This window comes from Pseudomonas sp. NPDC086251, from assembly GCF_044746405.1.
GTDB lineage: Bacteria > Pseudomonadota > Gammaproteobacteria > Pseudomonadales > Pseudomonadaceae > Aquipseudomonas.
Genome location: NZ_JBIVBY010000011.1, coordinates 75,912 through 101,589 on the forward strand (window position 1 = coordinate 75,912; position 25,678 = coordinate 101,589).

The 25,678-nt window shown below is 61.4% G+C and carries 25 protein-coding genes; 18 read left to right on the top strand and 7 right to left on the bottom strand.

Annotated elements, in window-relative coordinates; all coding sequences use genetic code 11:
* Positions 1–95 precede the first annotated feature (95 nt).
* Both eutH and ACIPL2_RS15085 read right to left on the bottom strand, forming a co-directional pair.
* Positions 96–1,376: an ethanolamine utilization protein EutH gene (eutH, locus tag ACIPL2_RS15080; RefSeq protein ID WP_401357593.1), complete on the bottom strand. Its 1,281-nt coding sequence runs from the start codon at positions 1,374–1,376 to the stop codon at positions 96–98.
* A gap of 189 nt (positions 1,377–1,565) precedes the next feature.
* The gene (locus tag ACIPL2_RS15085; RefSeq protein WP_046055564.1) at positions 1,566–3,086 is read right to left on the bottom strand and encodes an aldehyde dehydrogenase family protein; all 1,521 of its coding nucleotides are present in this window, start codon (positions 3,084–3,086) and stop codon (positions 1,566–1,568) included.
* A gap of 320 nt (positions 3,087–3,406) precedes the next feature.
* Between ACIPL2_RS15085 and ACIPL2_RS15090 the strand changes: the two genes are divergently transcribed.
* From ACIPL2_RS15090 to ACIPL2_RS15105, 4 genes are all read left to right on the top strand, one after another.
* A complete protein-coding gene (locus ACIPL2_RS15090; protein ID WP_401357595.1) occupies positions 3,407–5,320 on the top strand; it encodes a sigma-54-dependent Fis family transcriptional regulator in 1,914 nt (637 codons plus the stop codon).
* Between the two features lie 185 nt (positions 5,321–5,505).
* Entirely contained in the window at positions 5,506–6,855 is a 1,350-nt protein-coding gene (gene mpl, locus ACIPL2_RS15095) for a UDP-N-acetylmuramate:L-alanyl-gamma-D-glutamyl-meso-diaminopimelate ligase (protein WP_401357597.1), read from the top strand.
* Positions 6,852–7,484 carry a flavin prenyltransferase UbiX gene (gene ubiX / locus ACIPL2_RS15100; protein WP_401357598.1) on the top strand — a complete coding sequence of 211 codons (633 nt, stop codon included), beginning with the start codon at positions 6,852–6,854 and terminating at the stop codon, positions 7,482–7,484. Before mpl ends, ubiX begins: the two co-directional genes overlap by 4 nt.
* The gene (locus tag ACIPL2_RS15105) at positions 7,477–7,761 is read left to right on the top strand and encodes a YceK/YidQ family lipoprotein (RefSeq protein ID WP_401357600.1); all 285 of its coding nucleotides are present in this window, start codon (positions 7,477–7,479) and stop codon (positions 7,759–7,761) included. The genes ubiX and ACIPL2_RS15105 overlap by 8 nt, the downstream gene beginning before the upstream one ends.
* Before the next feature lie 145 nt (positions 7,762–7,906).
* Here ACIPL2_RS15105 and ACIPL2_RS15110 read toward each other — a convergent pair whose 3' ends face one another.
* The 3 genes from ACIPL2_RS15110 to ACIPL2_RS15120 all read right to left on the bottom strand — a co-directional run bounded on the left by ACIPL2_RS15110 (position 7,907) and on the right by ACIPL2_RS15120 (position 10,853).
* Complete coding sequence (locus tag ACIPL2_RS15110; RefSeq protein ID WP_401357602.1) at positions 7,907–8,548, bottom strand: oxidoreductase; 642 nt, start codon at positions 8,546–8,548, stop codon at positions 7,907–7,909.
* A 27-nt stretch (positions 8,549–8,575) separates the two neighbouring features.
* Complete coding sequence (locus ACIPL2_RS15115; RefSeq protein WP_401357604.1) at positions 8,576–10,294, bottom strand: C13 family peptidase; 1,719 nt, start codon at positions 10,292–10,294, stop codon at positions 8,576–8,578.
* Positions 10,295–10,397: 103 nt separating this feature from the next.
* Positions 10,398–10,853, bottom strand: coding sequence for a MaoC family dehydratase (locus ACIPL2_RS15120; protein ID WP_401357605.1), 456 nt, complete (start codon positions 10,851–10,853; stop codon positions 10,398–10,400).
* Positions 10,854–11,053: 200 nt separating this feature from the next.
* Between ACIPL2_RS15120 and ACIPL2_RS15125 the strand changes: the two genes are divergently transcribed.
* From ACIPL2_RS15125 to ACIPL2_RS15135, 3 genes are read left to right on the top strand one after another with little or no spacing between them, the layout of a single operon-like run.
* Positions 11,054–11,416, top strand: coding sequence for a CidA/LrgA family protein (locus ACIPL2_RS15125; protein ID WP_059402109.1), 363 nt, complete (start codon positions 11,054–11,056; stop codon positions 11,414–11,416).
* Positions 11,413–12,129 (top strand): LrgB family protein, encoded by a 717-nt coding sequence (locus ACIPL2_RS15130; RefSeq protein ID WP_401357607.1) that lies wholly within the window; start codon positions 11,413–11,415, stop codon positions 12,127–12,129. The genes ACIPL2_RS15125 and ACIPL2_RS15130 overlap by 4 nt, the downstream gene beginning before the upstream one ends.
* A gap of 10 nt (positions 12,130–12,139) precedes the next feature.
* Positions 12,140–12,730, top strand: a complete 591-nt coding sequence (locus ACIPL2_RS15135; protein WP_008152802.1) for an LON peptidase substrate-binding domain-containing protein — start codon at positions 12,140–12,142, stop codon at positions 12,728–12,730.
* A 167-nt stretch (positions 12,731–12,897) separates the two neighbouring features.
* Here ACIPL2_RS15135 and ACIPL2_RS15140 read toward each other — a convergent pair whose 3' ends face one another.
* On the bottom strand, positions 12,898–14,214 hold the full coding sequence (locus tag ACIPL2_RS15140) for a bifunctional DedA family/phosphatase PAP2 family protein (RefSeq protein ID WP_401357609.1): 1,317 nt from the start codon (positions 14,212–14,214) through the stop codon (positions 12,898–12,900).
* A gap of 194 nt (positions 14,215–14,408) precedes the next feature.
* A complete protein-coding gene (locus ACIPL2_RS15145; protein ID WP_401357610.1) occupies positions 14,409–15,107 on the bottom strand; it encodes a DNA-3-methyladenine glycosylase in 699 nt (232 codons plus the stop codon).
* Positions 15,108–15,284: 177 nt separating this feature from the next.
* Here ACIPL2_RS15145 and ACIPL2_RS15150 point away from each other — a divergent pair, with 177 nt between their 5' ends.
* The 11 genes from ACIPL2_RS15150 to lipB form a co-directional block, all read left to right on the top strand.
* Positions 15,285–16,556, top strand: a complete 1,272-nt coding sequence (locus ACIPL2_RS15150; RefSeq protein WP_401357611.1) for a glutamate-5-semialdehyde dehydrogenase — start codon at positions 15,285–15,287, stop codon at positions 16,554–16,556.
* Between the two features lies 1 nt (position 16,557).
* The gene (gene nadD, locus ACIPL2_RS15155) at positions 16,558–17,247 is read left to right on the top strand and encodes a nicotinate-nucleotide adenylyltransferase (protein WP_401357613.1); all 690 of its coding nucleotides are present in this window, start codon (positions 16,558–16,560) and stop codon (positions 17,245–17,247) included.
* A 73-nt stretch (positions 17,248–17,320) separates the two neighbouring features.
* A complete protein-coding gene (gene rsfS / locus ACIPL2_RS15160; RefSeq protein WP_401357614.1) occupies positions 17,321–17,815 on the top strand; it encodes a ribosome silencing factor in 495 nt (164 codons plus the stop codon).
* A gap of 9 nt (positions 17,816–17,824) precedes the next feature.
* Positions 17,825–18,292, top strand: a complete 468-nt coding sequence (gene rlmH / locus ACIPL2_RS15165; RefSeq protein WP_007937439.1) for a 23S rRNA (pseudouridine(1915)-N(3))-methyltransferase RlmH — start codon at positions 17,825–17,827, stop codon at positions 18,290–18,292.
* Positions 18,293–18,302: 10 nt separating this feature from the next.
* Positions 18,303–20,198 carry a penicillin-binding protein 2 gene (mrdA, locus tag ACIPL2_RS15170; protein ID WP_401357615.1) on the top strand — a complete coding sequence of 632 codons (1,896 nt, stop codon included), beginning with the start codon at positions 18,303–18,305 and terminating at the stop codon, positions 20,196–20,198.
* 31 nt (positions 20,199–20,229) lie between these two features.
* Complete coding sequence (gene rodA / locus ACIPL2_RS15175; RefSeq protein ID WP_046055582.1) at positions 20,230–21,333, top strand: rod shape-determining protein RodA; 1,104 nt, start codon at positions 20,230–20,232, stop codon at positions 21,331–21,333.
* Between the two features lie 17 nt (positions 21,334–21,350).
* Positions 21,351–22,361 carry a lytic murein transglycosylase B gene (gene mltB / locus ACIPL2_RS15180; RefSeq protein WP_401357616.1) on the top strand — a complete coding sequence of 337 codons (1,011 nt, stop codon included), beginning with the start codon at positions 21,351–21,353 and terminating at the stop codon, positions 22,359–22,361.
* Positions 22,361–23,371 (top strand): septal ring lytic transglycosylase RlpA family protein, encoded by a 1,011-nt coding sequence (locus ACIPL2_RS15185; protein WP_401357617.1) that lies wholly within the window; start codon positions 22,361–22,363, stop codon positions 23,369–23,371. Before mltB ends, ACIPL2_RS15185 begins: the two co-directional genes overlap by 1 nt.
* 181 nt (positions 23,372–23,552) lie before the next feature.
* Positions 23,553–24,710, top strand: a complete 1,158-nt coding sequence (locus ACIPL2_RS15190) for a D-alanyl-D-alanine carboxypeptidase family protein (RefSeq protein WP_059402098.1) — start codon at positions 23,553–23,555, stop codon at positions 24,708–24,710.
* Positions 24,711–24,790: 80 nt separating this feature from the next.
* Positions 24,791–25,066 (top strand): DUF493 domain-containing protein, encoded by a 276-nt coding sequence (locus ACIPL2_RS15195; RefSeq protein WP_008152827.1) that lies wholly within the window; start codon positions 24,791–24,793, stop codon positions 25,064–25,066.
* A partial coding sequence (gene lipB / locus ACIPL2_RS15200) for a lipoyl(octanoyl) transferase LipB (protein ID WP_401357618.1) occupies positions 25,066–25,678 on the top strand: 613 nt, incomplete at its 3' end. The genes ACIPL2_RS15195 and lipB, both read left to right, overlap by 1 nt.

Here is a 25,678-nt window from a genome sequence, read left to right on the forward strand (position 1 = left end):
TGTCTCCGTTTCAAATAGGAAGGTGCGCTGCCCAGTGCCGGCAATTCCTCAGAATGCCACGCCCTGTGTGATCAACGCACTTCAATGCAACACACTCAGGCCGTCGCCTTGATGCCATTCGGTGCAAGGGATTCGGGCAGCGGCAGGCCGAGGTATTCGCCCTCGGCGATGATCCCGGCGGCGCGATCCTGAGCTTCCAGTTGTAAGGCCTTGGGCACCGACAGCCAGTACGCCAGGCCCACGGCAATGAAACCTGCACTTATCTTGCCAATCAGCACCGGCAGGATGATGGTGGGCTGGAAGTTCGCGGTGAACGACAGGTGATCGCCCAGCAGGAACGCGGCGCACACGCCGAAGGCGATGTTGATCACTTTGTCCTTGGGGGGCATGAAGCGCACCAGGCGGAACATGGCCAGGATGTTGGCAATGGTCGCCAGCATGCCGGCACTGCCGACGGCGCTCAGGCCGATTTTGCTGCCCAGGCTTTCCAGCGGTTTACCCAGGTATTTGCGCAGCAGGTAAACCATCGGGAACGCACCGGCCAACATAATGCCGATGTAGCCGGCCGTTTCCAGGGCGCGGGTCTGGTCTTCGGCGTCAGCGATGATCGGATGGAAGCCCCAGCTGTCGAACACCACAGTGAACACGCCGGTGAAGTACTCGACAATGGAGAACACCAACACCAGCTTGATCGCCGCATCCATCGTACGGCCGAAGATGATGAAACCCTTGATCATCAGGTCTGGCAAAAACCGTAGTCCCAAGGCCAGGCCCACGACGAAGATCAGGATCGGCAACAGGTTGGCAAAGATGCTGCCCAGGCCCAAGGCCAATTGATAGGTGGCTTCGCCATTGGTCGACACCAGATCCCGCACCAGCGGGTTACTGAAGGCGAGGATGACGCTGGCGATCAGCACGCCCAACGGGATGGTCAAAATGCCCGACATGATGCCCAGCGCCATGTATTTGTGGTCGCGCTTGTCGAGCATCGCCAGGCCCATGGGGATCGAGAACACGATGGTCGCCCCGCCCATGAAACCGGTGATCAGCGCCATCACCAGCGCTTCTTTGCTGGCGGCCAGCGCCGAGGCCAGGTGATAGCCGCCCATGTCCGAGGCGATGATCATGGTCGCCGCCAGGGCCGGGTCGGCGCCCAGGGAGCTGAAGAACGGACCGAAGGCTTTTTCGATGACCACCGTCAGGTAGGGGATGGACGCCATGATGCCCGCCGCCGGCACGAAGATGTGGCCCGTGGCGTGGATGCCTTCCATGAATTCTTTACCAAGCCCTTCATCGCTGTTGTAGATCGCCGCGAAGGCGCCGAGTACGGCGCAGAGCATGATGAGATAGAGCACGTAATTGCCGATCTGATCCATGCGTTGTGCTTCCTTATTGTTGTTTTTTATGCGCGGACGCTGCGTGCACGACGGGTGCAGTGCCGTTTGGGGATTTGCGGTTGCTGCAATGCATTCGGCTGCTGATGGGCGCCGAATCCGATGCGAAAAAAAGTAGGGGAAACTGATAGTGAAGCGCCTCCCGGCGACCGAAGTCGCCGGGAGGAACAATCAGAAGAAGCCCAATGGATTGATGTCGTAGCTCACCAGCAGGTTTTTGGTCTGCTGATAGTGATCAAGCATCATCTTGTGGGTTTCACGACCGACGCCGGACTTCTTGTAGCCACCAAACGCGGCGTGCGCCGGGTACAGGTGGTAGCAGTTGGTCCACACGCGACCGGCCTTGATGGCGCGGCCCATGCGGTAGGCGCGGTTGATGTCGCGGGTCCACAGGCCGGCACCGAGGCCGAACTCGGTGTCGTTGGCGATGGCCAGGGCTTCGGCTTCGTCCTTGAAGGTGGTGATGCTCACCACCGGGCCAAAGATTTCTTCCTGGAACACGCGCATTTTGTTGGTGCCCTTGAGCAGGGTCGGCTGGATGTAATACCCGGTCGCCAGGTTGCCCTCGAGTTTCTCCACCTTGCCGCCGGTCAGCAGCTCGGCGCCTTCGCCCTTGGCGATTTCCAGGTACGAAAGGATTTTGTCGAATTGCTGCTCGGACGCCTGGGCGCCGACCATGGTGTCGGTGTCCAGCGGGTCGCCACGTTTGATCGACAGGACTTTCTTCATCACCACTTTCATGAAGTCGTCGTAGATCGATTCCTGCACCAGTGCGCGGGACGGGCAGGTGCAGACTTCGCCCTGGTTGAAGAACGCGAGCACCAGGCCTTCGGCGGCTTTTTCGATGAAGGTTTCTTCGGCTTGCATGATGTCGGCGAAGAAGATGTTCGGCGACTTGCCACCCAGCTCCACGGTGGACGGAATGATGTTTTCGGCGGCGCATTTCATGATGTGCGAGCCGACCGGGGTCGAGCCGGTGAAGGCGATCTTGGCGATGCGTTTGCTGGTGGCCAGCGCTTCGCCGGCTTCTTTGCCGAAACCTTGCACGACGTTGAGCACGCCGGGCGGCAGCAGGTCGCCGATCAACTCCATCAGCACGGTGATACCCAGCGGTGTTTGTTCGGCTGGCTTGAGCACCACGCAGTTACCGGCGGCCAGGGCCGGAGCAAGTTTCCACGCGGCCATCAGGATCGGGAAGTTCCACGGGATGATCTGCCCGACCACGCCCAGCGGTTCATGGATGTGATAAGCCACGGTGTTGCCGTCGATCTCGGCGGCGCTGCCTTCCTGGGCGCGGATGCAGCCAGCGAAGTAGCGGAAATGGTCAGCCGCCAGCGGGATGTCGGCGTTGAGGGTTTCACGCACGGCTTTGCCGTTGTCCCAGGACTCGGTGATCGCCAGGACCTCGAGGTTTTGTTCGATGCGGTCGGCGATTTTCAGCAGCACCAGCGAGCGCGCCTGGGCGGACGTGGCGCCCCAGGCATCGGCGGCAGCGTGGGCAGCGTCCAGGGCCTTGTCGATGTCTTCGGCAGTGGAACGCGGGAATTCGGCAATCGGTTGGCCATTCACTGGCGACGTATTGGTGAAGTACTGACCTTTGACAGGCGCGACGAACTCGCCGCCGATGTAGTTACCGTATTTGCTCTTGAACGAAACGATAGCGCCTTCAGTACCGGGGTGAGCGTAACGCATGGTGATTTCTCCTTGGCTTTTGTGCTTATAAGGGAGAGCGCATGTGCGCTTGCTATAAGCGTAGAGCAAAGGTCGGGCCACTGCCTTGCAGGTCAGGCAAATCAAGGCCTTGCGCGATTTTTGTCGGACAAGCGGGGTGCGCCTGTGACGGTTTCGGTACAGCCCCTGTGACACTTTGTACCGCTTGTGGCACAACGTGTGACCGGCCGGTCTTGCCAGCATTGCAATGCACGCCGGGCTGGAGGATGCTCGGCCTCACGTGAACGCATCGCATCTGCTACACGGACGCGAGCCAGATCCTGCGGGGAGAATAATAAGAGATGCACGACAATCATTTGAGTCGCCATGCCCAGCAAGTGCTGACCGTGACCCAAGGTAAATCGCACCTGCACGGCCCTGGCAGCGATCCGTCGATTGCCCGTTCCTGGCTGCGCTGTCTTGAGGACTATCACCTCGACCCGGCTCTTGCCATGGCGCCGACGGTGCTGGAACACGGCCGCGTGCTGGAAAGCCGCGAGCGTTTGCAGCAAGTGCTGCACATCGCCGGCAACGAAATGACCAGCCTGCATCAGCAACTCTCCGGCGCCGGCCATGCGGTGCTGCTGACCGACGCGCGCGGGGTGATCCTCAACTGCGTCACCGCCCCCGCCGAACGCAAGATCTTCGAACGTGCCGGCCTCTGGCTCGGCGCCGACTGGAGCGAAGCCTGCGAGGGCACCAACGGCATCGGCACCTGCCTGGTGGAACGTCAGTCGCTGACCATCCACCAGGACGAACACTTTCGCGGCCGCCACACCGGCCTGACCTGCTCGGCGAGCCCGGTGTTCGATCCGCACGGTGAACTGCTGGCGGTGCTTGATGTGTCTTCGGCGCGGCATGAGGTCTCGCGTCAGAGCCAGTTCCACACCATGGCGCTGGTCAATCTGTCGGCGAAGATGATCGAGAGCTGCTACTTCCTGCGTTACTTCGACAATCAATGGTTGCTGCGTTTTCACTTGCAAGCCGAGTCCGTCGGGCTGTTCAGCGAAGGGCTGCTGGCGTTCGACGGGGAAGGGCGCATCTGTGCGGTCAACCAGAGCGCACTGAACCTGCTGGGGCATGTACGCGGCGGGTTGCTGGGCAAACCGGTGGAGGCGTTTTTCGATTGCTCGCTGGACGAACTGCTCGGTCGCGCGAGCGTGAACGCCAGCGCCAGTTGGCCCCTGCGCACCCGTGACGGGCGGAGTCTGTTTGCAGTATTGCGTGGGCAGCCGCGCAGCATTCCAGTGCCGGTGGTGCACAGTCCGGGGATTGCAGCGCGTTCGCGCCTGTCCGGCATCTGCCTCGGCGACACGGCGTTGCAGGAAGATTTCCGCAAATCCCTGCGGGTTTTCGAGCGCGACGTGCCGCTGCTGATCAACGGCGAAACAGGGTCCGGCAAAGAGGCCTTCGCCAAAGCCGTCCACCAGGCCAGCCAACGGGCGGAAAAAGCTTTCGTCGCCCTCAACTGCGCGGCCATCCCGGAAAGCCTGATCGAGAGCGAGTTGTTCGGCTATCGCGGCGGCAGTTTCACCGGCGCGCGCAAGGAAGGCATGCGCGGCAAGTTGCAGCAGGCGGATGGCGGCACCTTGTTCCTCGATGAAATCGGCGACATGCCCCTGGCCTTGCAGACGCGGCTTCTCCGGGTGCTGGAAGATCGTCAGGTGGTGCCGATCGGTGGCGAGCCGGAAGCGGTCAACGTACGAATTATTAGCGCGACGCACCGTAATTTGCTGGAAAGGGTGCAGGACGGCAGCTTTCGCGAGGACTTGTATTACCGGCTCAATGGGCTGGAAGTCGCCTTGCCGGCGTTGCGTGATCGCACGGACAAGTCGCAGTTGCTCGACTTTTTGCTGGCCGAGGAGGCGGGCGGGGAAACGGTGCTGATCGACGGGCCGGCGCGCCAGGCCTTGCTCGGTTTCGCCTGGCCGGGGAACGTTCGGCAGTTGCGCAACGTGCTGCGGACGTTGGCGGCGTTGTGTGACGGTGGGCGGATCGGGCTGGAGGATTTGCCTGCGATGATTCGACAGGCCCGACCGGCGGTGGCGCTGGCGGTTGAGGAAGCATCCGAGCACCCGCTGGAGGATGCCGAACGGTTGGCGTTGTTGAATGCACTGGAGCAGACGCGCTGGCATATGACCCATACGGCTGAACAGCTGGGGGTCAGCCGCAATACCCTTTATCGCAAGCTGCGCAAGCACGGTATCGCCCGGTAGGCACGCCGGATCCCGTAGGAGCGAGGCTTGCCCGCGAAGAGCGATAACGCGGTCCACCCCTTGGACCGCGTGATGGCCTTCGCGGGCAAGCCTCGCTCCTACAGGGGGCGGCGGTGATACTTAAACACTGAGTGCGATTTTTTCCTCCCTACGCTAACCTGCGGCCATGTTTTACGAGGTCGACTATGCACATTCATATTCTTGGTATCTGCGGCACTTTCATGGGTTCGATGGCGGTTCTGGCCAAAGAGCTGGGCCATCACGTGACGGGCTCCGATGCCAACGTCTATCCGCCAATGAGCACTCAGCTTGAGGCGCAGGGCATTCAGTTGACCCAAGGTTACGACCCGGCGCAGCTAGACCCGGCGCCCGACCTGGTGGTGATCGGTAATGCCATGTCGCGCGGCAACCCGGCCGTTGAATACGTGTTGAATAAAGGCCTGCCGTACGTCTCCGGCCCGCAATGGCTGGCGGATCACGTGCTGCAAGGTCGCTGGGTGCTGGCCGTCGCCGGTACTCACGGCAAGACCACCACCAGCAGCATGCTCGCCTGGGTACTGGAACACGCGGGCATGAGCCCGGGTTTCCTGATCGGTGGCGTGCCGCAGAACTTCTCGGTGTCGGCGCGCCTCGGTGACACGCCGTTCTTCGTGATCGAAGCCGACGAGTACGACAGCGCTTTCTTCGACAAGCGCTCCAAGTTCGTTCACTACCGCCCGCGCACGGCGATCCTGAACAACCTGGAATACGATCATGCCGACATCTTCCCCGATCTGTCGGCCATTGAACGTCAGTTCCACCATTTGGTGCGGACCATCCCGAGTGAAGGCCTGGTGATCCATCCAACCACCGAACCGGCCTTGCAGCGCGTCATCGAGATGGGCTGCTGGACCCCGGTGCAGACCACCGGCGCTGGCGGTCAGTGGCAGGTCAAATTGCTGAGCGAAGACGGTTCGAAATTCGAAGTGATGTTCGACGGTGTGGCCCAAGGCGTGGTCGAGTGGGACATGACCGGCCAGCACAACGTCGCCAATGCCCTGGCCACCTTGGCGGCTGCGCGCCACGTCGGTGTGGTGCCGTCCATAGGCATCGCAGCGTTGAGCGCGTTCAAAAGCGTGAAACGACGGATGGAGAAAGTCGCGGAAGTGCGTGGTATCACCATTTACGACGACTTCGCTCACCATCCGACTGCCATCGCCACCACCCTCGACGGCTTGCGCAAGCGGATCGGCGATGCGCCGTTGATCGCGATCATCGAGCCGCGCTCGAATTCGATGAAGCTCGGCGCTCACCGCGACGGCTTGCCGGAAAGCGTGGTCGATGCCGATCAGGTGATCTGGTACGCGCCGGCCAACCTCGGTTGGGACCTGGGCGCTACCGCCGCGTTGTGCACGGTGCCATCGATTGTCAGCGACTCGCTGGAAGGCATCATCGAACGGGTGAAAAGCCAGGCTCAACCCGGCACTCACGTGGTGATCATGAGCAATGGCGGCTTCGGCGGCCTGCACGGCAAACTCGCCGAGGCGCTGCAATGAACAACGGCCCGGAACGCATCACGCTGGCGATGACCGGCGCTTCGGGCGCCCAGTATGGCTTGCGCCTGCTGGATTGCCTGATTCGCGAAGACCGCGAGGTGCACTTCCTGATTTCCAAGGCAGCGCAACTGGTGATGGCAACCGAGACGGACGTTACGTTACCGCCGAAACCCCAGATGATGCAGGCCTTCCTCACCGAATACACCGGCGCTGCCGCTGGGCAGATTCGCGTGTATGGCAAGGAAGACTGGATGTCGCCGGTGGCTTCGGGCTCCGGCGCGCCGGCGGCGATGGTGGTGGTGCCGTGCTCCACCGGGACGCTGTCGGCCATCGCGTCGGGCGCCTGCAACAACCTGATCGAGCGCGCTGCCGATGTGACCTTGAAGGAGCGCCGTCAGCTGATTCTGGTGCCGCGTGAGGCGCCGTATTCGAGCATTCACCTGGAGAACATGCTCAAGTTGTCGAACATGGGTGTGACGATATTGCCGGCCTCGCCGGGCTTTTATCACCAGCCGCAAACCATCGATGATTTGATCGATTTCGTTGTGGCGCGGATTCTCAACCTGCTGAACATTCCACAAGACATGCTGCCGCGTTGGGGCGAACACCATTTGACCAGCGATGAATAAGCTATTGGCGATTCTGCTGGCGCTGCAGCTAGCTGGCTGCGCTACGGCGCGCACGCTCGATGCCGCCAAGCCTGGGGCACCCGTGGTGTACTCGGGGACCCGGCTGGATTTGTATGCGATGAACGGTGGGTGCTGCGCGATGGACCGTTTTGGCGCAGAAGCGCCGAGCTATCCTGGGGTCGACCTGCCGGCCAGTGCATTGCTCGATACGCTACTGTTGCCGTTGTCGGTGCTCACGGTGCTGGGAGTAGGGTTTCAGGCGACGGGTGGGTTGTAGCGTTCGGCGTTCGATCGGTGTCGTGTCCTTCGCGAGCAAGCCCGCTCCCACATTAGATCTCCAGCGAACACAGAATATGTGAACACCGCCGATCAAATGTGGGAGCGGGCTTGCTCGCGAAGGCGCCCTGTCAGACGCCACGGAATTATTTGCCTAACTTACGCAACTCATCCGACTCGACAATCCTCACCCCATCCTGCTCTTCCAGCGCCAGTCGCCACATCGCGCGGGCCAGTTGGCAGGCTTCGATGCCGCGGTATTTGCCCGGGATCAAACGGGATAACGGCCCGGCGAATTGCTCGGCCGGACGCGGCTCAAGGCGATCGCCCAGCAACAGCGAAGGGCGGCAAATGGTCAGCTGCGGCCAATCCTGCGCGCGCAATGCGTGTTCCATCTCGCCTTTGACCCGGTTGTAGAAAATCGGCGATCGGCGATCAGCGCCCAAGGCACTGATCACGATCAGGTGCCGTGCGCCCATCTCCCGCGCACGTTTGGCGAACGCCACCACCATGTCCAGGTCCACCGCGCGAAACGCCTGCTCCGAGCCGGCTTGCTTGATGGTGGTGCCCAGGCAGCAGTAGGCGATGTCGACGCGACCGTTGAGTTTCGGCAGAAACTCCGCCGGGTCACCGACCGGGTTTTCAAGATGGGGATGCTCCGCCAGTGGCCGGCGTGAGGGGGCCAATACCCTTGAAATCGTGGGCTCATTGAGCAAACGGTCAAGCAGATGTTCACCGGTCAAACCGGTAGCTCCGGCAAGCAGTACGTGCTGAGGCGTCAAGTACATAGTGTTTCCCCCTTGATACTATTCAGCTTAGTTGCTCTTTGCGTCCTTGCTGCCGATAGAGACACTTTGTAGCGCTTTGCGTGCCTGCTGTTTGCGTAACAGCTGCCAGTGGGAGAGGACGGTTTTGGGTGCCCAGATCTGCGGTTCAGACGCTTCGAAGCTGTCCGCCAGTTCGCGTTCGGCCACGGTGGCCTTGGCCAGTTTGAAGGCATGCTCCAGGTCGTCGGTCTGGTTCAGCGCCTGGGCGAACAGGGCGTCGCCGAAGTAGGTGAAGTTGGCTTCTTCCGAGCAGCCGAAGGACACTCGGTCTGCGCGCGAGGCGGTCATGATCAGGGTGCGTTCGTCCTTGAGAGCGGGGATGAAGCCGCCGGAGTAGCAGGACGAAATCACGATGATCTTGTCGCGACTTTTCAGCGGCGCGAGGACGGCGGCGAGTTCGTCGGCCGGCAGGTCGGACAGTTCCATGCGTGGCTGGTCGAGTACCAATTCGTGTTCGCTGGTGCCATGGCTCGTCAGGTAAATGAAGATCAAGTCTTCCGGTCCGCTGCGTTCAGCCAGGGTCTGGGCAGCGCGGCGCAGATTTTCCCGGGTGGCCATCGGCCGGTCGACGAGGTGGTCGCGATGGTTCACCAGGCGGATCTGGCCAAACGCACCGAAGCGGCTGCTGAGCATGTTGCTGACGTAGTCGGACTCGCGCAGGAACACGCTTTGCTTGCCGTCACCGCCGAGGGTCAAGGTGTACAGTTCAACCGCCGGGGTCGAGGCCGGCACGTTGAACAGCGCGTCGTCGAGCAAACGGCCCTGGGCCAGCAAGCCGAGTTCAAGGGAGTCGGGCAGCAGCTTGCCGTCAGCGTCGCGAACGCGCTGGCCGTTGATCCACGTACCTTTTTGCACCGTCCCGTCGGTCAGCACGAGCGTGCCGCGACCGGAATAGCTGTCGCCGTCGAACTGGCCGATGTAGAAACTGCCGTCGGGCAGGTTCAACCGGCCCTGACCGGTAAATCGCCAATCGCTGAACTGGCCGATGTAATGGCTGCCATCGGCGCCGATCAATTCGCCCTTGCCGTTCAGCGAGCCTTCCTTGAACTGGCCCAGCCACACGTCGCCGTCGGCGTTCTCGTAGCGGCCCTTGCCGTGCAGTTGATTGTTCTTGAAGCCGCCGACGTAGATGTCGCCATCGGCGCTGTTGAAGGTCCCGTTGCCTTCCAGCTGGCCGTCGGCGAAATGCCCGGTGAACTGATTGCCGCTGGCGTCGCCGCGCTGGCCTTCGCCGTTGGGTTTGCCGTGGGCGAACTGTCCCTGGTACGAGCTGCCGTCGTCGAGTTCGAGACGACCGAGCCCTGAATATTGATCGGCCTTGAATTCACCGCGGTAGGTCATGCCGTTTTCTTTGAGGGTGCCTTCGCCGTCGCGCCGGCCCAGTTTGAAACCGCCGGTGTAGCTGCTGCCGGGGGTGGTCAGCGTACCCTGGCCGTCGAACAGCCCTTGATTGAATTGACCGCGATAGACCTCGCCGTTGCTGCCATGCCATTCACCCTGACCGTGCCATTGACCCTTGTCGAAGTCGCCGGCGTACCAGCTGCCGTTCGGGTAGTCGATGCGGCCCTGACCTTGCAGCAGCCCGTTGACCAGGTCACCACGATAGCGTCCGCCGTCCGGCAGGCGGGCGTCGGGGGGCAACAGCGATTCTCCATCGCCGCAAGCGGTGAGCAACAGGGTCAAAGCGAGGAGAGCAAGTGAGCGCATAGCGGGATCCGGGCAATTAGGCGACCGAGTATGCCGCAGCTATGTGTCGTATATATAGAGAGACGGCGCGAAACAGCATGAGCTGCTTCGCATCCGGGATGGTTTACACGAAGCAGAGGGACAGCGGCTCGGCGATATACGCCGGTTTGTCCGACCCTTCGATCTCAAGCGTGGCGGTGGCCTTGAGCAGCCATTGGCCGGGTTTCTTCTCGGTGACTTCGTTCATGTCGACCTTGAGACGCACCCTGGAATTGACCTTCACTGGCTGGATGAAGCGCACGCTGTCCAGGCCGTAATTGACCACCATCTTCGCCCCTTCAGGCAGGATGAGGATGTCTTCCATCAGTTTGGGAATCAGCGACAGCGACAAGAAACCGTGTGCAATGGTGCTGCCAAATGGCGTTTGCGCGGCTTTGACCGGGTCGACATGGATGAACTGGAAATCCCCTGTGGCTTCGGCGAACAGGTTGATGCGCTCCTGATCGATGGTGAGCCATTCGGAACGTCCCAGTTCCTTGCCGACATAATCTTTGAGCTTTGCTACGGGAACAAAGGGCATTGAGGTTCTCCTTGGGTTCATCGGTTTTTTTTTAGTTTTGAGGTGGGGGGATTTGACCTCCCGGATTACCACTTTAGATCAACATGGCAAATCGCTCCGGTCAACTGAACATGCTTTTGGCGAATGCCGATCCATAGCGTCGACGTGTTTATAATGCTCGGCCCGCCACTGCGGGAGATGGTTTTTGCGGGAGAGGAAGGATGTTGTTACGTGGCCTGACCTGGCTGGTGCTGTTCCAATTGCTCGGCACCGCGATCAATCACTTGTTTTTACCGATACTGCCGGGGCCGATTGTCGGCCTGCTGCTGTTGCTGGTGTACCTGATCAGCCGTGGCCAGGTCGGTGAGCCCCTGAGCCTCGCGGCTAGCAGTTTATTGCGTTACTTGCCGTTGCTGCTGGTGCCGCCGGCCGTGGGCGTGATGGTTTACGCCAAGGACATTGCGGCGGATTTCTGGGCCATCGTCGGCGCGCTGGTGTTGTCGCTGTTGCTGTCCATGGCCTTCGCGGGCGTGCTGATGCAGCGCATGGTCAAGCGTCACGCGCATCGCGGAGAGGGCCAATGATCCTCGATTGGCAGGGTGCCGTGGACTCGGTGGTCCACCATCCCTTGTTCGGCATCGGTGTAACCTTGGGCGCGTATCAACTGATCCTGGCGGCGTTCGAGAAAACCCGCTGGATCTTTTTGCAGCCGGTGCTGGTGTCGATGTTGCTGGTGATCGGTGTGTTGCTGGGCTGTGGCCTGACCTACGCCGAGTACCGCAAGAGCACCGAGATCCTCAGCATCTTGCTCGGCCCGGCGACGGTTGCACTGGCGGTGCCGCTGTATCTCAACCTACGACGGATTCGGCAGTTGTTCTGGCCGATTTTTACTACGCTGGTGATAGGCGGAGTGGTTGCCACGGGCATGGGCGTGTTGCTGGGCTGGTCGTTCGGCGCCGAACACATGATCCTGATGACCATGGCACCGAAGTCGGTGACCTCGCCGATTGCCATGCTGGTGGCCGAGCAGATCGGTGGCGTCGCGGCGTTGGCGGCGGTGTTCGTGTTGATTACCGGGGTGATCGGGGCGATCTTCGGGCCGGCGCTGTTGACCCGGCTCGGTGTCCACAGCCCTGAAGCACGCGGCATGGCGCTGGGCATGACGGCCCATGCGGTCGGCACGGCGGTGGCCATGCAGGAAAATGAAGAATGCGGCGCCTTCGCGGCGCTGGCAATGAGTCTGATGGGTGTGGCCACGGCGGTCTTCCTGCCGTTGGCGGTGTCGATGATGGTGTAAGGAAATGTCTATGAGCCTGCCGCTTTTTCCGCTGAACACGGTGTTGTTTCCTGGCTGCATCCTCGACTTGCAGATCTTCGAGGCGCGCTACCTGGACATGATCAGCCGCTGCATGAAACAGGGCGGCGGCTTCGGTGTGGTGTGCATCCTCGACGGCGAAGAAGTCGGCATCGCCCCGGCGGGTTATGCGCTGGTCGGGTGCGAAGCGCTGATCACCGATTTCAAGCAGCAGGACAATGGCCTGCTGGGGATTCGGGTGCAGGGCGGCCGGCGTTTTCACGTGTTGCGTACCGAGATCCAGCGCGATCAGTTGACCGTCGCCGAGGTCGAGTGGCTGGAAGACGAGCCGGAGCAGCCGTTGCAGGATGAGGACGCCGACCTGGTCGCGCTGCTCAAGGCCCTGGCCGAACATCCGATGGTCGAAGCGTTGAACATGGGCACCGAGGCGACCGGGCAACAGTCGCTGGCCAACCAATTGGCGTACCTGCTGCCCTTTGCCGAAGTGGACAAGATCGACCTGCTGCAACTCGATGACCCACAGCAACGGCTGGACGCGATTCAGGCGTTGTTGGATGAGCTGCAAGGCGAATTATTCGCCTGACTTGTCGCGGCGTGTAGCAGCTGCCGAGCCTGCGAGGCTGCGTTCGGCGGCGAAGCCGTCGTGAAATCAGCCACCACGGTGTGTCAGAAGAAACTCGCGTGCAGGGTTTACGGCGGCTGCGCCGCCGAACGCAGCCTCGCAGGCTCGACAGCTGCTACAAAGCAGTGTCAGTAGGCATACCGCAACATCGTATGCGGCAAATGCCTCAGCGCGAAGAACCCGAACAACGCCACCATCGCCGGCAGCACCAGCCACCAGACCTTCGGCGGCATGGCGTTGAGTGACGTCTGGCGCTGGCTCAGCCACAAACTCGCCGCACACACGCACGCCGCCAGCATCGCGCCGGCCAGCACATCCGTCGGCCAGTGCGCCCCCAGATATACCCGCGACAGGGCAATCGCCAGCGCCGGCAAGCAACCGACCAGTAGCCAGGTCAGGCGCATCCGTGGCGGTTGTCCACGGCCAGCCAGTACGGCGAGGGTCAGGAACAGCGCGAAGGCGCCCGACGCATGGCCGCTGGGCATGCTGAAGCTGGTCAGCGGATCGGTCAGCACTTCCGGGCGCACGCGGGCAAAAAAGTGTTTGGTCACGGTGTTGGCCAGCGCGGTGCAGAGCATCGTGCCGCCGGCGAAAATCGCCTGGCGCCATTGGCGAGTGAGCAACAGCAGGACTGTCAGCAGGGCGCTGAAGATCAGCATGTTGCGGAACTCGCCGATCAGCGTGAACACAACGGCCACTTCATCGAGCATCGGGCTGCGGTGTTCCTGCACCAGCGTCATCACCCCTTGATCAAGGGCCGTCAGGTGTGGATAACCGATGAACAGCCCCGCCAGAATCATCAGGCTCATGCCGGTAATAAACACGGTGGCCTTGCGATGGCGACGCAGGCTGCTGGTTGCGCTGAGCCCCACCATCACCGCGATGCTGCCGGCCACAATCCCGGCCTCAGGCCAGAAGCCTTCCGGCAAGGGCAAGCGAATCGCCGCGCCGGTGGCCCAGCCCGGCAGCAGGTAGGCCACGCTCCAACCGGCGGCGGCCAACAGGCTGACGGCGACGAAGCGCGGGAAGGGCATGTCGAACATCCCGGCGACCATCGGCAGCATGGGGCGCAGCGGGCCGATGAAGCGCCCGACCAACAGGCTGGCGATGCCGTAACGCTGGAAATACGCCTCGGCGCCGGCAATCCACTCCGGGTGATGGCGCAACCCCGGCAGGCGCCGGATGTTCTGATGGAAATGCCGTCCAATGAAGTACGAAACAATGTCGCCCAGTACACCGGCGAGAAAGCCCAGCAACAGGGTTTCCCCCAACGGCAGTGCGCCGCTGCCCGCCAGCACCGCGACGGCAAACAGCAGCACCGTGCCGGGCACGATCAACCCGGCAATCGCCAGGCATTCCACAAACGCCACAATGAACACCGCCGCCGCCAGCCATTGCGGGTTGACCGTCAACCAACCGGTCACGCTATCGAGCCATGGGCCCATAAAAACCACTCCATTGAATGTTCAATTGGCCCAAGGGCCGAACGCAATCTTCAAAACGCTATAAATCCCCTGTGGGAGAGGGCTTGCTCGCGAAAGCGGACCTCCAGTCGACATTGATGGCGCCTGACACTCCGCTTTCGCGAGCAAGCCCGCTCCCACATTAGATTCCCGTTTGCATCAAGTCCGGGCGCATGTCAGGGCAGTAAAAAATAATCGCGACCTTCGACCTGCCCCCGTCGCAGCGGGTTCCGCGTGCAATACGGGGCGTAGGCCGCGTCGACGAAGCGGTACATCAAGTGTTCATCTCTTCCATGGGGAATGCCCAGTCGCGTGGTCTGGATGATATGAATCGGTGCCGGGCCGACATCTTCCACCAGCAACACTTCATGATCGAAACGCTTGGCGTCCCAGACCGGCACTTTCAAACCCATGGCCTTGCACAGCAACGTCTGCCCGGCGCAGAGCTTTTGCGATGGGCGAGGGCGGCCCTGCGCATCCGGGTTGTTCAAGAGCATCTGCGCAAGGCTCGCCGGCCCGCTCAACTCATCGACCCACGGGTAGGCGGATTTGATCAGCACGGCGTTGCCCGGCCCTTGTGCACTGAAGTTCAGGGAATCGCCACCTCGGGCGTAATACATATAGATGTGACCGCCATCCAGAAACAAAGCCTTACGTTTTTCTGTGTAGCCGAGGGAGGCATGGCTGCCTTTTTCTTCGCAGTAATAGGCTTCGGTTTCGATGATTCGGGCGCTGAGCCACAGCTCGCCGACCCGGTGACGGATGACTTTGCCGAGTAAATCCCGGGCCAGTGTCTGGGCATCGCGGTCGAAAAAAGCGTCCGGCAGCCCGGTGGGCAGGCTTGAAGCAGACGCACGAACAGTCAGATTGGACATGATGAACGGCATTAATCAGGGCTGATTGAGTCGTGATGATAACAATTTGCAGCTTAATCCCGGCTGAACGTCGGCAAATTGCCCTCCATTTCGACCATCCGCCCGTCACCGCTGTTAGTCCAGAGACGCGACAGCTATAATCTGCCGCTTTCCTCTTTGCCAAGACCCCAGCAGACAATGACTGAGTCCGTTCTTGACTACATGACCCGCCTGGGTCGCGCTGCCCGCGCAGCTTCCCGCGTCATCGGCCGTGCCAGCACCGCGCAGAAAAACCGCGCCTTGCAGGCGGCTGCCAATGCGCTGGACGCTGCACGCGCCGAATTGACCGCCGCCAATGAGCTGGATCTGGCGGCTGGCCGCGCCAATGGTCTTGAACCTGCTCTGCTGGAACGTCTGGCGCTGACGCCGGAGCGCATCGACGGGATGATCGTCGGTCTGCGTCAGGTCGCAGCGCTGCCGGACCCGGTCGGCGCAATCCGCGACATGAGCTACCGCCCGTCGGGCATCCAGGTCGGCAAGATGCGCGTGCCGCTGGGCGTGATCGGGATCATCTATGAGTCCCGGCCGAACGTCACCATTGATGCGGCAAGCCTGTGCCTGAAGTCCGGTAACGCGACCATCCTGCGGGGCGGCTCCGAGGCGATTCATTCCAACCGTGCCATCGCCGCCTGCATCCAGCGCGGCCTGGCCGAGGCCGAATTGCCCGCCGCCGTGGTGCAAGTGGTCGAGACCACGGATCGGGCCGCCGTTGGCGCGCTGATCACCATGCCAGAATACGTCGACGTCATCGTGCCCCGTGGCGGCCGAGGCCTGATCGAACGGGTCAGCCGCGACGCTCGCGTGCCGGTGATCAAGCACCTGGATGGCATCTGCCACGTCTACGTCAGCGCCCACGCCGACCTGCCGAAAGCCCAGCGCATCGCCTTCAACGCCAAGACTTACCGTTATGGCATCTGCGGTGCAATGGAAACGCTGCTGGTCGATCAAACCGTTGCTAAAGATTTCCTGCCGGCGATGGCGGCCCAGTTCCGCGAAAAAGGCGTTGAGCTGCGCGGTTGCGAGCGGACCCGGGCGATCATCGAGGCCGTTGCGGCCACCGTAGAAGACTGGAACACCGAATACCTGGCGCCGATCCTCTCGATCCGGGTGGTCGACGGGTTGGACCAGGCCATCGAGCACATCAACACGCACGGCTCCCATCACACCGATTCGATTGTCAGCGAAAACCTCGCCGACACCCGGCGTTTCGTGGCTGAAGTCGATTCGTCGTCAGTGATGATCAACACCCCGACGTGCTTCGCCGATGGCTTTGAATACGGATTGGGTGCCGAGATTGGCATTTCTACTGATAAGCTGCACGCCCGCGGCCCGGTGGGCCTCGAAGGTCTGACCTGCGAGAAGTACATCGTGGTCGGTGATGGCCAGTTGCGCGGCCAGGCGTCAGTCTGACTTGGGCGACCTCGACGTGTCAGCCCAGGAATCCGCCAGCGAGCCTGCGCCTCGGCGCATTGGCATGCTGGGCGGGACCTTCGACCCGGTGCACATCGGCCATCTGCGCGGTGCACTGGAAGTCGCCGAATCGCTGGCGCTCGATGAGTTGCGCCTGACACCCAGTGCCAGGCCGCCGCATCGCGGTACGCCGCAGGTGTCGGCGAAAGACCGTCTGGCGATGGTCGAGTGCGCGGTGGCCGGTGTGGCGCCGCTGGTGGTGGATGCCCGTGAATTGCAGCGGGACAAACCGTCCTACACTGTTGATACCCTGGAGTTGATGCGCGCCGAACTGGCCGCCGAGACCCAGGTTTTTCTACTTTTGGGCTGGGACGCATTTTGCGGCCTGCCCACTTGGCACCGCTGGGAAGAGTTGCTCCAGCATTGCCACATCCTGGTGCTGCAACGCCCGGATGCCGACAGCGAACCGCCGGATGCCTTGCGCAACCTGCTGGCAGCGCGCTCGGTGAGCGACCCGCTGGCCCTCAAAGGGCCGAGCGGACAGATTGCATTCGTCTGGCAGACGCCGCTCGCGGTTTCCGCCACCCAGATCCGTCAACTGCTGGCCAGCGGTAAGTCGGTACGTTTCCTGGTGCCCGACGCGGTCCTGGCCTACATCGATGCGCACGGTCTGTACCGTGCGTCGAACTGAAAAGAGGGCACGCTTCCAGGCACGAAATGACGTGTATTGAAGCGCCCGAACATACGAGCAAAACGAGTTTTATATGACTGACAAAGACGTAACTAAAGTAAAGCGCAAAGGCACGTTCAAGAGCGCCCCGCTGCCAGTAGAGGCTCCAACCGGCGCGCCACTGGTTGGCGAAGAACTGGTCAAGGTTGCCGTAGCTGCCCTGGAAGACGTCAAGGGCCAGGACATCCAGGTCATCGACGTTCGTGAAAAGCAGAGCATCACCGACTTCATGATCATCGCCACCGGTACCTCCAACCGCCAGATCGGCGCGATGCTGGACAAGGTCCGCGAAGCGGTCAAAGCCCTTGGCGTCAAGCCTCTGGGTGAAGAAGGCAAGGGCGACAGTGACTGGGTTCTGCTGGATATGGACGACGTCATCGTGCACATGATGACCGCCTCGGCTCGCCAGTTTTACGACCTCGAGCGTCTGTGGTCCGGTGCAGAACAGAGCCGTGCTCTGAACGCGGCTCACCACAGCCCGGAAAACACCCATGAGCACTTCGTCAAGCTCAACAAAGACCAGCAATAAGGGCCCGCTGTGCGACTGCGACTGATCGCCGTCGGTTCACGCATGCCCAAGTGGGTGGAAGAAGGCTGGCATGAATATGCCAAGCGTCTTCCGTCCGAGCTGGCGCTGGAACTGGTGGAAATACCGCTCAACACCCGTGGCAAGAACGCCGACGTGGCGCGCTTTATCCGTCAGGAAGGCGAAGCCATGCTGGCCAAGGTCGGGCCGAACGAGCGGGTTGTCACCCTCGAAGTCCACGGCAAGCCCTGGAGCACTGAGCAACTGGCGGTCGAACTCGATCGCTGGCGGCTGGACTCGCGCACGGTGAATTTCATGGTCGGCGGCCCCGAAGGGCTGGCGCCGGAAGTCTGTGCCCGGGCCGATCAGCGCTGGTCGCTCTCGCCGTTGACGTTGCCGCACCCGCTGGTGCGAATCCTCATCGGCGAACAGCTGTATCGTGCCTGGACAGTGCTGTCCGGCCACCCTTACCACAAGTAGTTCTGCCCTCATGTCCCAGCCGATCCGCATCAAGGACCACGAAAAAGACGCCCGTCTGGTGCGTGGCCGCGTCGTGTTCGGGGCAATTGCGGTGGTGACGCTGATCTGCGTGCTGATCGCGCGGTTGTATTTCCTCCAGGTGATCCAGTACGAGTACCACTCGACCCTGTCGGAAAACAACCGCGTCCATGTGCAGCCGATTCCGCCGACGCGCGGGCTGATCTTCGACCGCAATGGCGTGGTGGTGGCCGATAACCGGCCGAGCTTCAGCCTGAGCATGACCCGCGAACGCTCCGGTGACTGGCAGCAAGTGCTCGACGTGATCGTCGAAGTGCTGGAGCTGACGCCGGAAGATCGGGTGATCTTCGAGAAACGCATGCGCCAGGGGCGTCGGCCGTTCGAGCCGGTGCCGATCCTGTTCGAGCTGACCGAAGAGCAGATCGCCCGCATTGCGGTGAACCAGTTCCGTCTGCCCGGCGTGGAAGTGGTCGCGCAGCTGGTTCGTCACTATCCGCAGGGTGCGCACTTCGCGCACTCGGTGGGTTACATGGGGCGGATCAACGAGAAAGAGCTGAAGTCACTCGACCCGGTCAATTACAGCGGCACCCACCACATCGGCAAGACCGGCATCGAGCGTTTCTACGAGCCAGAATTGCACGGCCAGGTGGGTTACGAAGAAGTCGAGACCAACGCTCGGGGCCGCGTCTTGCGCGTACTCAAGCGTACCGATCCGATTCCCGGCAAGGACATCGTCCTGAGCCTGGACATCAAATTGCAAGAAGCGGCCGAGGCCGCACTGGGCGGTCGCCGTGGCGCGGTGGTAGCGCTGGACCCGAAAACCGGCGAAGTGCTGGCGATGGTCAGTCAGCCGAGTTTCGACCCGAACCTGTTCGTCACCGGTATCAGCTTCAAGGCTTATTCCGAATTGCGCGACTCCATCGACCGGCCGCTGTTCAACCGTGTCCTGCGGGGCCTGTACCCGCCGGGCTCGACCATCAAGCCTGCGGTGGCGATTGCCGGCCTGGATGCGGGCGTCGTGTCGGCGTCGAGTCGGGTCTACGACCCCGGCTATTACCAGTTGCCGAATTACGACCACAAGTACCGCAACTGGAACCGTACCGGCGACGGCTATGTCGATCTGGACACGGCGATCATGCGTTCCAACGACACCTACTTCTACGACCTGGCCCACAAGCTGGGGATCGATCGGCTGTCGGCGTACATGGGCAAGTTCGGCATTGGCCAGAAGGTCTCGCTGGACATGTTCGAAGAATCGCCGGGGCTGATGCCGACGCGCGAATGGAAGCGCGCAACCCGCCGTCAAGCCTGGTTCCCGGGTGAGACGCTGATTCTGGGGATCGGCCAGGGCTATATGCAGTCGACCCCGTTGCAGTTGGCCCAGGCCACGGCGCTGGTGGCCAACAAAGGTGTGTGGAACCGTCCGCACCTGGCCCGCACCGTCGAAGGCGAGAAACCCAAGGATGACAATCCGATGCCGGACATCATCCTGCGCGACCCGTCCGACTGGACCAAGGTCAACCACGGCATGCAGCAGGTCATGCACGGTGCCCGGGGCACCGCGCGCAAAGCGGCGATCGGTTCGCAATACCGGATTGCCGGCAAGAGCGGTACGGCCCAGGTGGTCGCGATCAAGCAAGGCGAGAAGTACGACCGCTCCAAGGTTCAGGAACGCCACCGCGACCACGCCTTGTTCGTCGGTTTCGCGCCGGCCGACAACCCGCAAATCGTAGTGTCGGTGATGGTCGAGAACGGTGAGTCCGGTTCCGGCGTCGCCGCGCCAGTGGTGCGTCAAGTCATGGACGCCTGGCTTCTGGACCAGGACGGCCGACTGAAAGCCGAATACGCCAGCCCTATCAGTGCGGAGGCTACGGCCCGTGAAGAGTAATTTCGATCGCATCCTCTCCAGTGAGGATGTCATGCGTCGCCGTGCGACGCTGTTGCAACGCATGCACATCGACGGCCCGTTGCTGATTCTGCTGCTGACCCTCGCCGCCGGCAGCCTGTTCGTGCTGTATTCGGCCAGCGGCAAGAGCTGGGACCTGCTGGCCAAGCAAGCCACTTCGTTCGGCATCGGCCTGGTCTCGATGATCGTCATCGCGCAGTTCGAGCCGCGTTTCATGGCGCGCTGGGTGCCGGTCGGCTATGTGCTCGGCGTGCTGTTGCTGGTGGTGGTGGACGTCATGGGCCACAACGCCATGGGCGCCACGCGCTGGATCAACATTCCGGGCGTGATTCGCTTCCAGCCTTCGGAGTTCATGAAGATCCTGATGCCGGCGACCATCGCCTGGTACTTGTCCAAGCGCACGTTGCCGCCGCAGCTCAAGCATGTGGGGGTCAGCCTGTTTCTGATTGGCTTGCCCTTCATCCTGATCGTGCGCCAGCCGGACCTCGGCACCTCGCTGCTGATCCTCGCCGGCGGCGCGTTCGTCTTGTTCATGGGCGGCCTGCGCTGGCGCTGGATCATCAGCGTGATCGCCGCCGCCGTGCCGGTGGCCGTGGCGATGTGGTTCTTCATCATGCACGACTACCAGAAGCAGCGAATCCTGACGTTCCTCGATCCGGAGAGTGATCCGCTGGGCACCGGCTGGAACATCATTCAGTCGAAAGCCGCGATCGGTTCCGGCGGTGTGTTCGGCAAGGGCTGGTTGCTCGGCACCCAGTCGCACCTGGACTTCCTGCCGGAAAGCCATACCGACTTCATTATTGCGGTCATGGGCGAAGAATTCGGCCTGGTGGGCATCTGCGCACTGCTGCTGATTTACTTGCTGTTGATCGGTCGCGGGCTGGTGATTACCGCCCAGGCCCAGACATTGTTCGGCAAATTGCTCGCGGGCAGCCTGACCATGACGTTTTTTGTTTACGTTTTCGTCAACATCGGTATGGTCAGTGGCCTGTTGCCGGTCGTGGGGGTGCCTTTGCCGTTCATTAGCTACGGAGGAACTTCGCTGGTGACGCTACTGTCAGCGTTTGGGGTTTTGATGTCGATCCATACCCATCGTAAGTGGATCGCACAGGTTTGAATAAGGTGAAGATTTCAATGCAAGTAATGCGTGGCTGGGCGACTCGAAATGCGCCATGGGTCGGCCTGGTAAGCATCCTTGGCACAGCGCAGGACGCGTTGGCCGGCGATTACGAAGGCTCACCCCAGGTGGCCGAATTCGTCGGTGAAATGACCCGCGACTACGGTTTTGCCGGTGAACAGCTGATGGGCGTGTTCCGCGAAGCCGAGCGCAAGCAGGCGATTCTGGACGCGATCTCGAAACCTGCGGAGCGGGTCAAGCAGTGGAGCGAATATCGGCCGATGTTCATCACCGACGCGCGCATCGCCCGTGGTGTGGATTTCTGGCGCCAGCATGAGGCGGTCCTGGCCCGTGCCGAGCAGGAATACGGTGTACCGGCGCAGGTGATTGTTTCGATCATCGGCGTCGAGACCTTTTTTGGTCGCAATACCGGCAACTACAGGGTCGTCGACGCCTTGTCGACCCTGGGTTTCGACTATCCTCCCCGTGCCGAATTCTTCCGCAAGGAATTGCGTGAATTCCTGCTGCTGGCCCGGGAAGAGCAGGTCGATCCGTTGACCCTCAAGGGTTCATACGCCGGCGCCATGGGCTTGCCGCAGTTCATGCCGAGCAGTTTTCGTGCGTATGCGGTGGATTTCGACAGTGACGGCCACATCAATATCTGGACCAATCCGGACGATGCCATTGGCAGCGTCGCCAGTTACTTCAAGCGTCATGGCTGGGTGGCGGGCGAACCGGTGGTCAGTCGCGCCGATGTGCGTGGCGAGCAAGTGGACGCGGGTTTGACCACTGGCATCGAACCGACTAAAACCGTCGGGGAGTTGCGGGCTCTAGGGTGGTCAAGTCATGATGCGCTGCGCGATGATATGCCGGTCACGGCGTTCCGCCTGGAAGGTGACAATGGTCCTGAATACTGGATGGGCCTGACGAATTTTTACGCGATCACGCGTTATAACCGCAGCGTGATGTACGCCATGGCCGTACATCAACTGTCTGAACAGCTGGTTCAAGCACGGGGCGTCAAGTAATGCGGGCATTGCCTATGAATAAACCCCTGAAGCTGATGGCATTTGCCGCGTTGGCAGTGCTGGTCGCCAGTTGCTCGACCAGCCGCTCGCCGACTCAGAAGTCCTCGACCGCCGTGCGCTCTGCGCCGGGGCTGGACATCAACCGCGCGCACAAAGATGGCGCGCCTTGGTGGGACGTCGATGTTTCGCGCATCCCGGACGCCACACCAACCCTGCACTCCGGTCCTTATAAGGCCAACCCGTACACCGTGCTGGGCAAGACGTATTTCCCGCTGCAGGAGTCCAAGACCTATGTGGCCTCGGGCACTGCGTCGTGGTACGGCACCAAATTCCATGGTCAAAACACCGCCAACGGCGAAGTCTATGACCTGTATGGCATGAGCGCTGCGCACAAGACCTTGCCACTGCCGAGTTACGTCCGGGTGACCAACCTGGACAACAACAAGAGCGTGATCCTGCGCGTCAACGACCGTGGGCCGTTTTACTCGGACCGGATCATCGACTTGTCCTACGCCGCCGCCAAGAAACTCGGCTATGCCGAAACCGGTACGGCGCGGGTCAAGGTCGAAGGCATCGATCCGCAGCAATGGTGGGCCGCCAAAGGCCGTCCGGCGCCTTTGATGCTCAACGAGCCACAAGTCGCGCAGAATAACGCCCCGGTGATTACGGCCTCGGCCGGCACCGTCGAACAATGGACCCCTCCGCCGCAGCAACACGCGGCGGCCGTGGTGCCCGTGCAGATCGATGCAAAAAAAAACGCTTCTGTACCAGCCTCTGGCCAGTATCTGCAGGTGGGCGCGTTCGCCAACCCGGACGCTGCAGAACTCCTGAGATCGAAGCTGAGCGGGATGGTGAGCGCTCCGGTGTTCATCAGTTCGATCGTGCGCAACCAACAGACACTGCATCGGGTGCGCCTGGGGCCGATCGGCTCGCAGGGTGAAATCCAGCAGGTGCAGAACAGTGTGCGAATGGCCAATCTCGGTTCACCGAGCCTGGTTACCGCCGAGTAATACGTAGTACTTGATTGAGGGTTCACTTGCGGTTTGGGGGGGGAACCTGGTTGTTGGCTCGTTAAAGAACAAAAGCCCGGCAAGGGTTCTGAGTGAACAACTGAACACGCGATGGCCCGTTAGAAGGTCATCTGATTAGTTTTGCCCTTGGGCAGTTTCCATTAGCGATTTCGAGAGACGGATGAACATCACCACCTTTGCCAAACGACTGTGCCTGCTAGTACCGCTGCTCCTCTCGCCTGCCGCTTTCGCGGTCGAGATGATGCCGTCGCCACCACAACTGGCCGCTAAATCCTACGTGCTCATGGACGCCAGCAGCGGCAACGTGCTGGTCGAGAACAATGGTGACCAGCGTCTGCCGCCGGCCAGCCTGACCAAGCTGATGACCGCGTACATCGCGACCCTGGAAATCCGTCGTGGCCAGATCGGTGAAAACGATCCGGTGACCGTCAGCGAAAACGCCTGGCGTACCGGCGGTTCGCGGATGTTCATCAAAGTCGGCTCGCAGGTAACTGTCAGCGACTTGCTGCACGGCATCATCATTCAGTCGGGTAACGACGCCAGCGTTGCGCTTTCCGAGCACATCGCCGGCAGCGAAGACGCGTTCGCCGACATGATGAACAAAACCGTGGCCGATCTGGGCATGACCAACAGCCACTTCATGAACCCGACCGGCCTGCCGAACCCGGAGCACTACTCGTCGGCTCACGACATGGCCGTGCTGGCTCGCGCAATCATCCACGAAGACCCGGCTCACTATGCGATCTACTCGCAGAAAGAGTTCTTCTGGAACGGCATCAAGCAACCTAACCGTAACCTGCTGCTGTGGCGCGACAAGACGGTCGATGGCCTGAAAACCGGTCACACCGACGAAGCCGGCTACTGCATGGTGTCTTCGGCCGTACGTGACGGCATGCGCCTGATCGCCGTGGTGTTCGGCACCAACAGCGAAGTGGCACGTGCGTCTGAAACCCAGAAGCTGCTGACCTACGGTTTCCGCTTCTTCGAAACCCAGACCTTCTATCAGAAAGGCGCCGAGCTGGCTCAGGCTCCTGTCTGGAAAGGCACCACCAACCAAGTCAAGGCCGGCCTGGCTGAAGACCTGACCATGACCCTGCCGAAGGGCCAGCTGAAAAAGCTCGCCGCCAGCATGACCATGAACCCGCAACTGGTTGCGCCAATCGCCAAGGGCGACGTGATCGGTAAAGTCGAAGTGAAACTGGACGACAAGGTGGTGCACAGCGCTGACCTGATCGCTCTGGACGCGGTCGAGGAGGGTGGTATCTTCCGTCGCATGTGGGATAGCATCCGTCTATTCTTCTACGGCTTGTTCAACTGAATTAGTGTGGACTTGCATGGCGTCGCTCCAATCCGGAGCGGGGCCATGTCCGTTGCCACGGCTTACGAGGCCGTTACGCCATGACAGACACCGAAGTAAAGGCGCCAAAGATCGAATTCCCCTGCGCGGATTACCCGATTAAGGTAATCGGCGACACGGGTGTGGGTTTCAAGGACAAGATCATTGCGATCCTTGAGAAACACGCCACCGTTGACCACAAGACCCTGGCCGAACGCCAGAGTACCAACGGCAAGTACACCACTATCCAGTTGCACATCATCGCTACCGGCCAAGAACAGCTGTACGACATTAACAGCGAGTTGCGGGCGACCGGTTTCGTGCACATGGTGCTGTGATGTCTGGCACGCTGGGCTTTCGCGAGCTCGGCCAGATGGCCTACGAGCCGGTCTGGCATGCCATGCAGCGCTTCACCAACGAACGCGGCAGCGATGCCGCCGACGAGATCTGGCTGGTCGAGCACCCACCGGTGTTCACCCAGGGCCAGGCCGGCAAGGCCGAGCATTTGTTGTTGCCGGGAGATATTCCGGTGGTGCAGGTCGATCGGGGTGGTCAGGTGACTTACCACGGGCCAGGCCAATTGGTCGCGTACCTGTTGCTCGACGTGCGCAAGCTGGGTTTCGGCGTGCGTGACCTGGTCAGCCGCATGGAGCTCTGCCTGATCGAGTTGCTGGCCAGCTACGGCGTCACCGCCGCGGCCAAGCCGGACGCGCCGGGCGTTTACGTCGACGGGGCGAAAATCGCTTCGCTGGGTCTGCGGATCCGCCACGGTTGTTCCTTTCATGGCCTGGCCCTGAACGTGGACATGAACCTGGAACCGTTTCGACGGATTAATCCCTGCGGCTACGCCGGGCTGGCAATGACCCAGCTGAGCGATCACGCAGGATCGATTGAATTTGCCGAGGGAAGTGCCCGGCTGCGCGCGCAGCTCGTCAAACACCTCGACTATG

Excerpts from the sequence above, each read along its gene's own strand:
- ACIPL2_RS15195 (WP_008152827.1), top strand. The coding sequence starts at position 24,791 with ATGACAGACACCGAAGTAAAGGCGCCAAAGATCGAATTCCCCTGCGCG.
- ACIPL2_RS15085 (WP_046055564.1), bottom strand. The coding sequence starts at position 3,086 with ATGCGTTACGCTCACCCCGGTACTGAAGGCGCTATCGTTTCGTTCAAG.
- ACIPL2_RS15125 (WP_059402109.1), top strand. The coding sequence starts at position 11,054 with ATGTTGTTACGTGGCCTGACCTGGCTGGTGCTGTTCCAATTGCTCGGC.
- rsfS (WP_401357614.1), top strand. The coding sequence starts at position 17,321 with ATGACTGACAAAGACGTAACTAAAGTAAAGCGCAAAGGCACGTTCAAG.
- ACIPL2_RS15120 (WP_401357605.1), bottom strand. The coding sequence starts at position 10,853 with ATGCCCTTTGTTCCCGTAGCAAAGCTCAAAGATTATGTCGGCAAGGAA.
- ACIPL2_RS15090 (WP_401357595.1), top strand. The coding sequence starts at position 3,407 with ATGCACGACAATCATTTGAGTCGCCATGCCCAGCAAGTGCTGACCGTG.
- ACIPL2_RS15105 (WP_401357600.1), top strand. The coding sequence starts at position 7,477 with ATGAATAAGCTATTGGCGATTCTGCTGGCGCTGCAGCTAGCTGGCTGC.
- ACIPL2_RS15190 (WP_059402098.1), top strand. The coding sequence starts at position 23,553 with ATGAACATCACCACCTTTGCCAAACGACTGTGCCTGCTAGTACCGCTG.
- ACIPL2_RS15135 (WP_008152802.1), top strand. The coding sequence starts at position 12,140 with ATGAGCCTGCCGCTTTTTCCGCTGAACACGGTGTTGTTTCCTGGCTGC.
- ACIPL2_RS15115 (WP_401357604.1), bottom strand. The coding sequence starts at position 10,294 with ATGCGCTCACTTGCTCTCCTCGCTTTGACCCTGTTGCTCACCGCTTGC.
- mpl (WP_401357597.1), top strand. The coding sequence starts at position 5,506 with ATGCACATTCATATTCTTGGTATCTGCGGCACTTTCATGGGTTCGATG.
- mrdA (WP_401357615.1), top strand. The coding sequence starts at position 18,303 with ATGTCCCAGCCGATCCGCATCAAGGACCACGAAAAAGACGCCCGTCTG.
- eutH (WP_401357593.1), bottom strand. The coding sequence starts at position 1,376 with ATGGATCAGATCGGCAATTACGTGCTCTATCTCATCATGCTCTGCGCC.
- ACIPL2_RS15150 (WP_401357611.1), top strand. The coding sequence starts at position 15,285 with ATGACTGAGTCCGTTCTTGACTACATGACCCGCCTGGGTCGCGCTGCC.
- mltB (WP_401357616.1), top strand. The coding sequence starts at position 21,351 with ATGCAAGTAATGCGTGGCTGGGCGACTCGAAATGCGCCATGGGTCGGC.
- ACIPL2_RS15110 (WP_401357602.1), bottom strand. The coding sequence starts at position 8,548 with ATGTACTTGACGCCTCAGCACGTACTGCTTGCCGGAGCTACCGGTTTG.
- ACIPL2_RS15185 (WP_401357617.1), top strand. The coding sequence starts at position 22,361 with ATGCGGGCATTGCCTATGAATAAACCCCTGAAGCTGATGGCATTTGCC.
- ACIPL2_RS15140 (WP_401357609.1), bottom strand. The coding sequence starts at position 14,214 with ATGGGCCCATGGCTCGATAGCGTGACCGGTTGGTTGACGGTCAACCCG.
- ubiX (WP_401357598.1), top strand. The coding sequence starts at position 6,852 with ATGAACAACGGCCCGGAACGCATCACGCTGGCGATGACCGGCGCTTCG.
- ACIPL2_RS15145 (WP_401357610.1), bottom strand. The coding sequence starts at position 15,107 with ATGTCCAATCTGACTGTTCGTGCGTCTGCTTCAAGCCTGCCCACCGGG.
- rodA (WP_046055582.1), top strand. The coding sequence starts at position 20,230 with ATGCGTCGCCGTGCGACGCTGTTGCAACGCATGCACATCGACGGCCCG.
- ACIPL2_RS15130 (WP_401357607.1), top strand. The coding sequence starts at position 11,413 with ATGATCCTCGATTGGCAGGGTGCCGTGGACTCGGTGGTCCACCATCCC.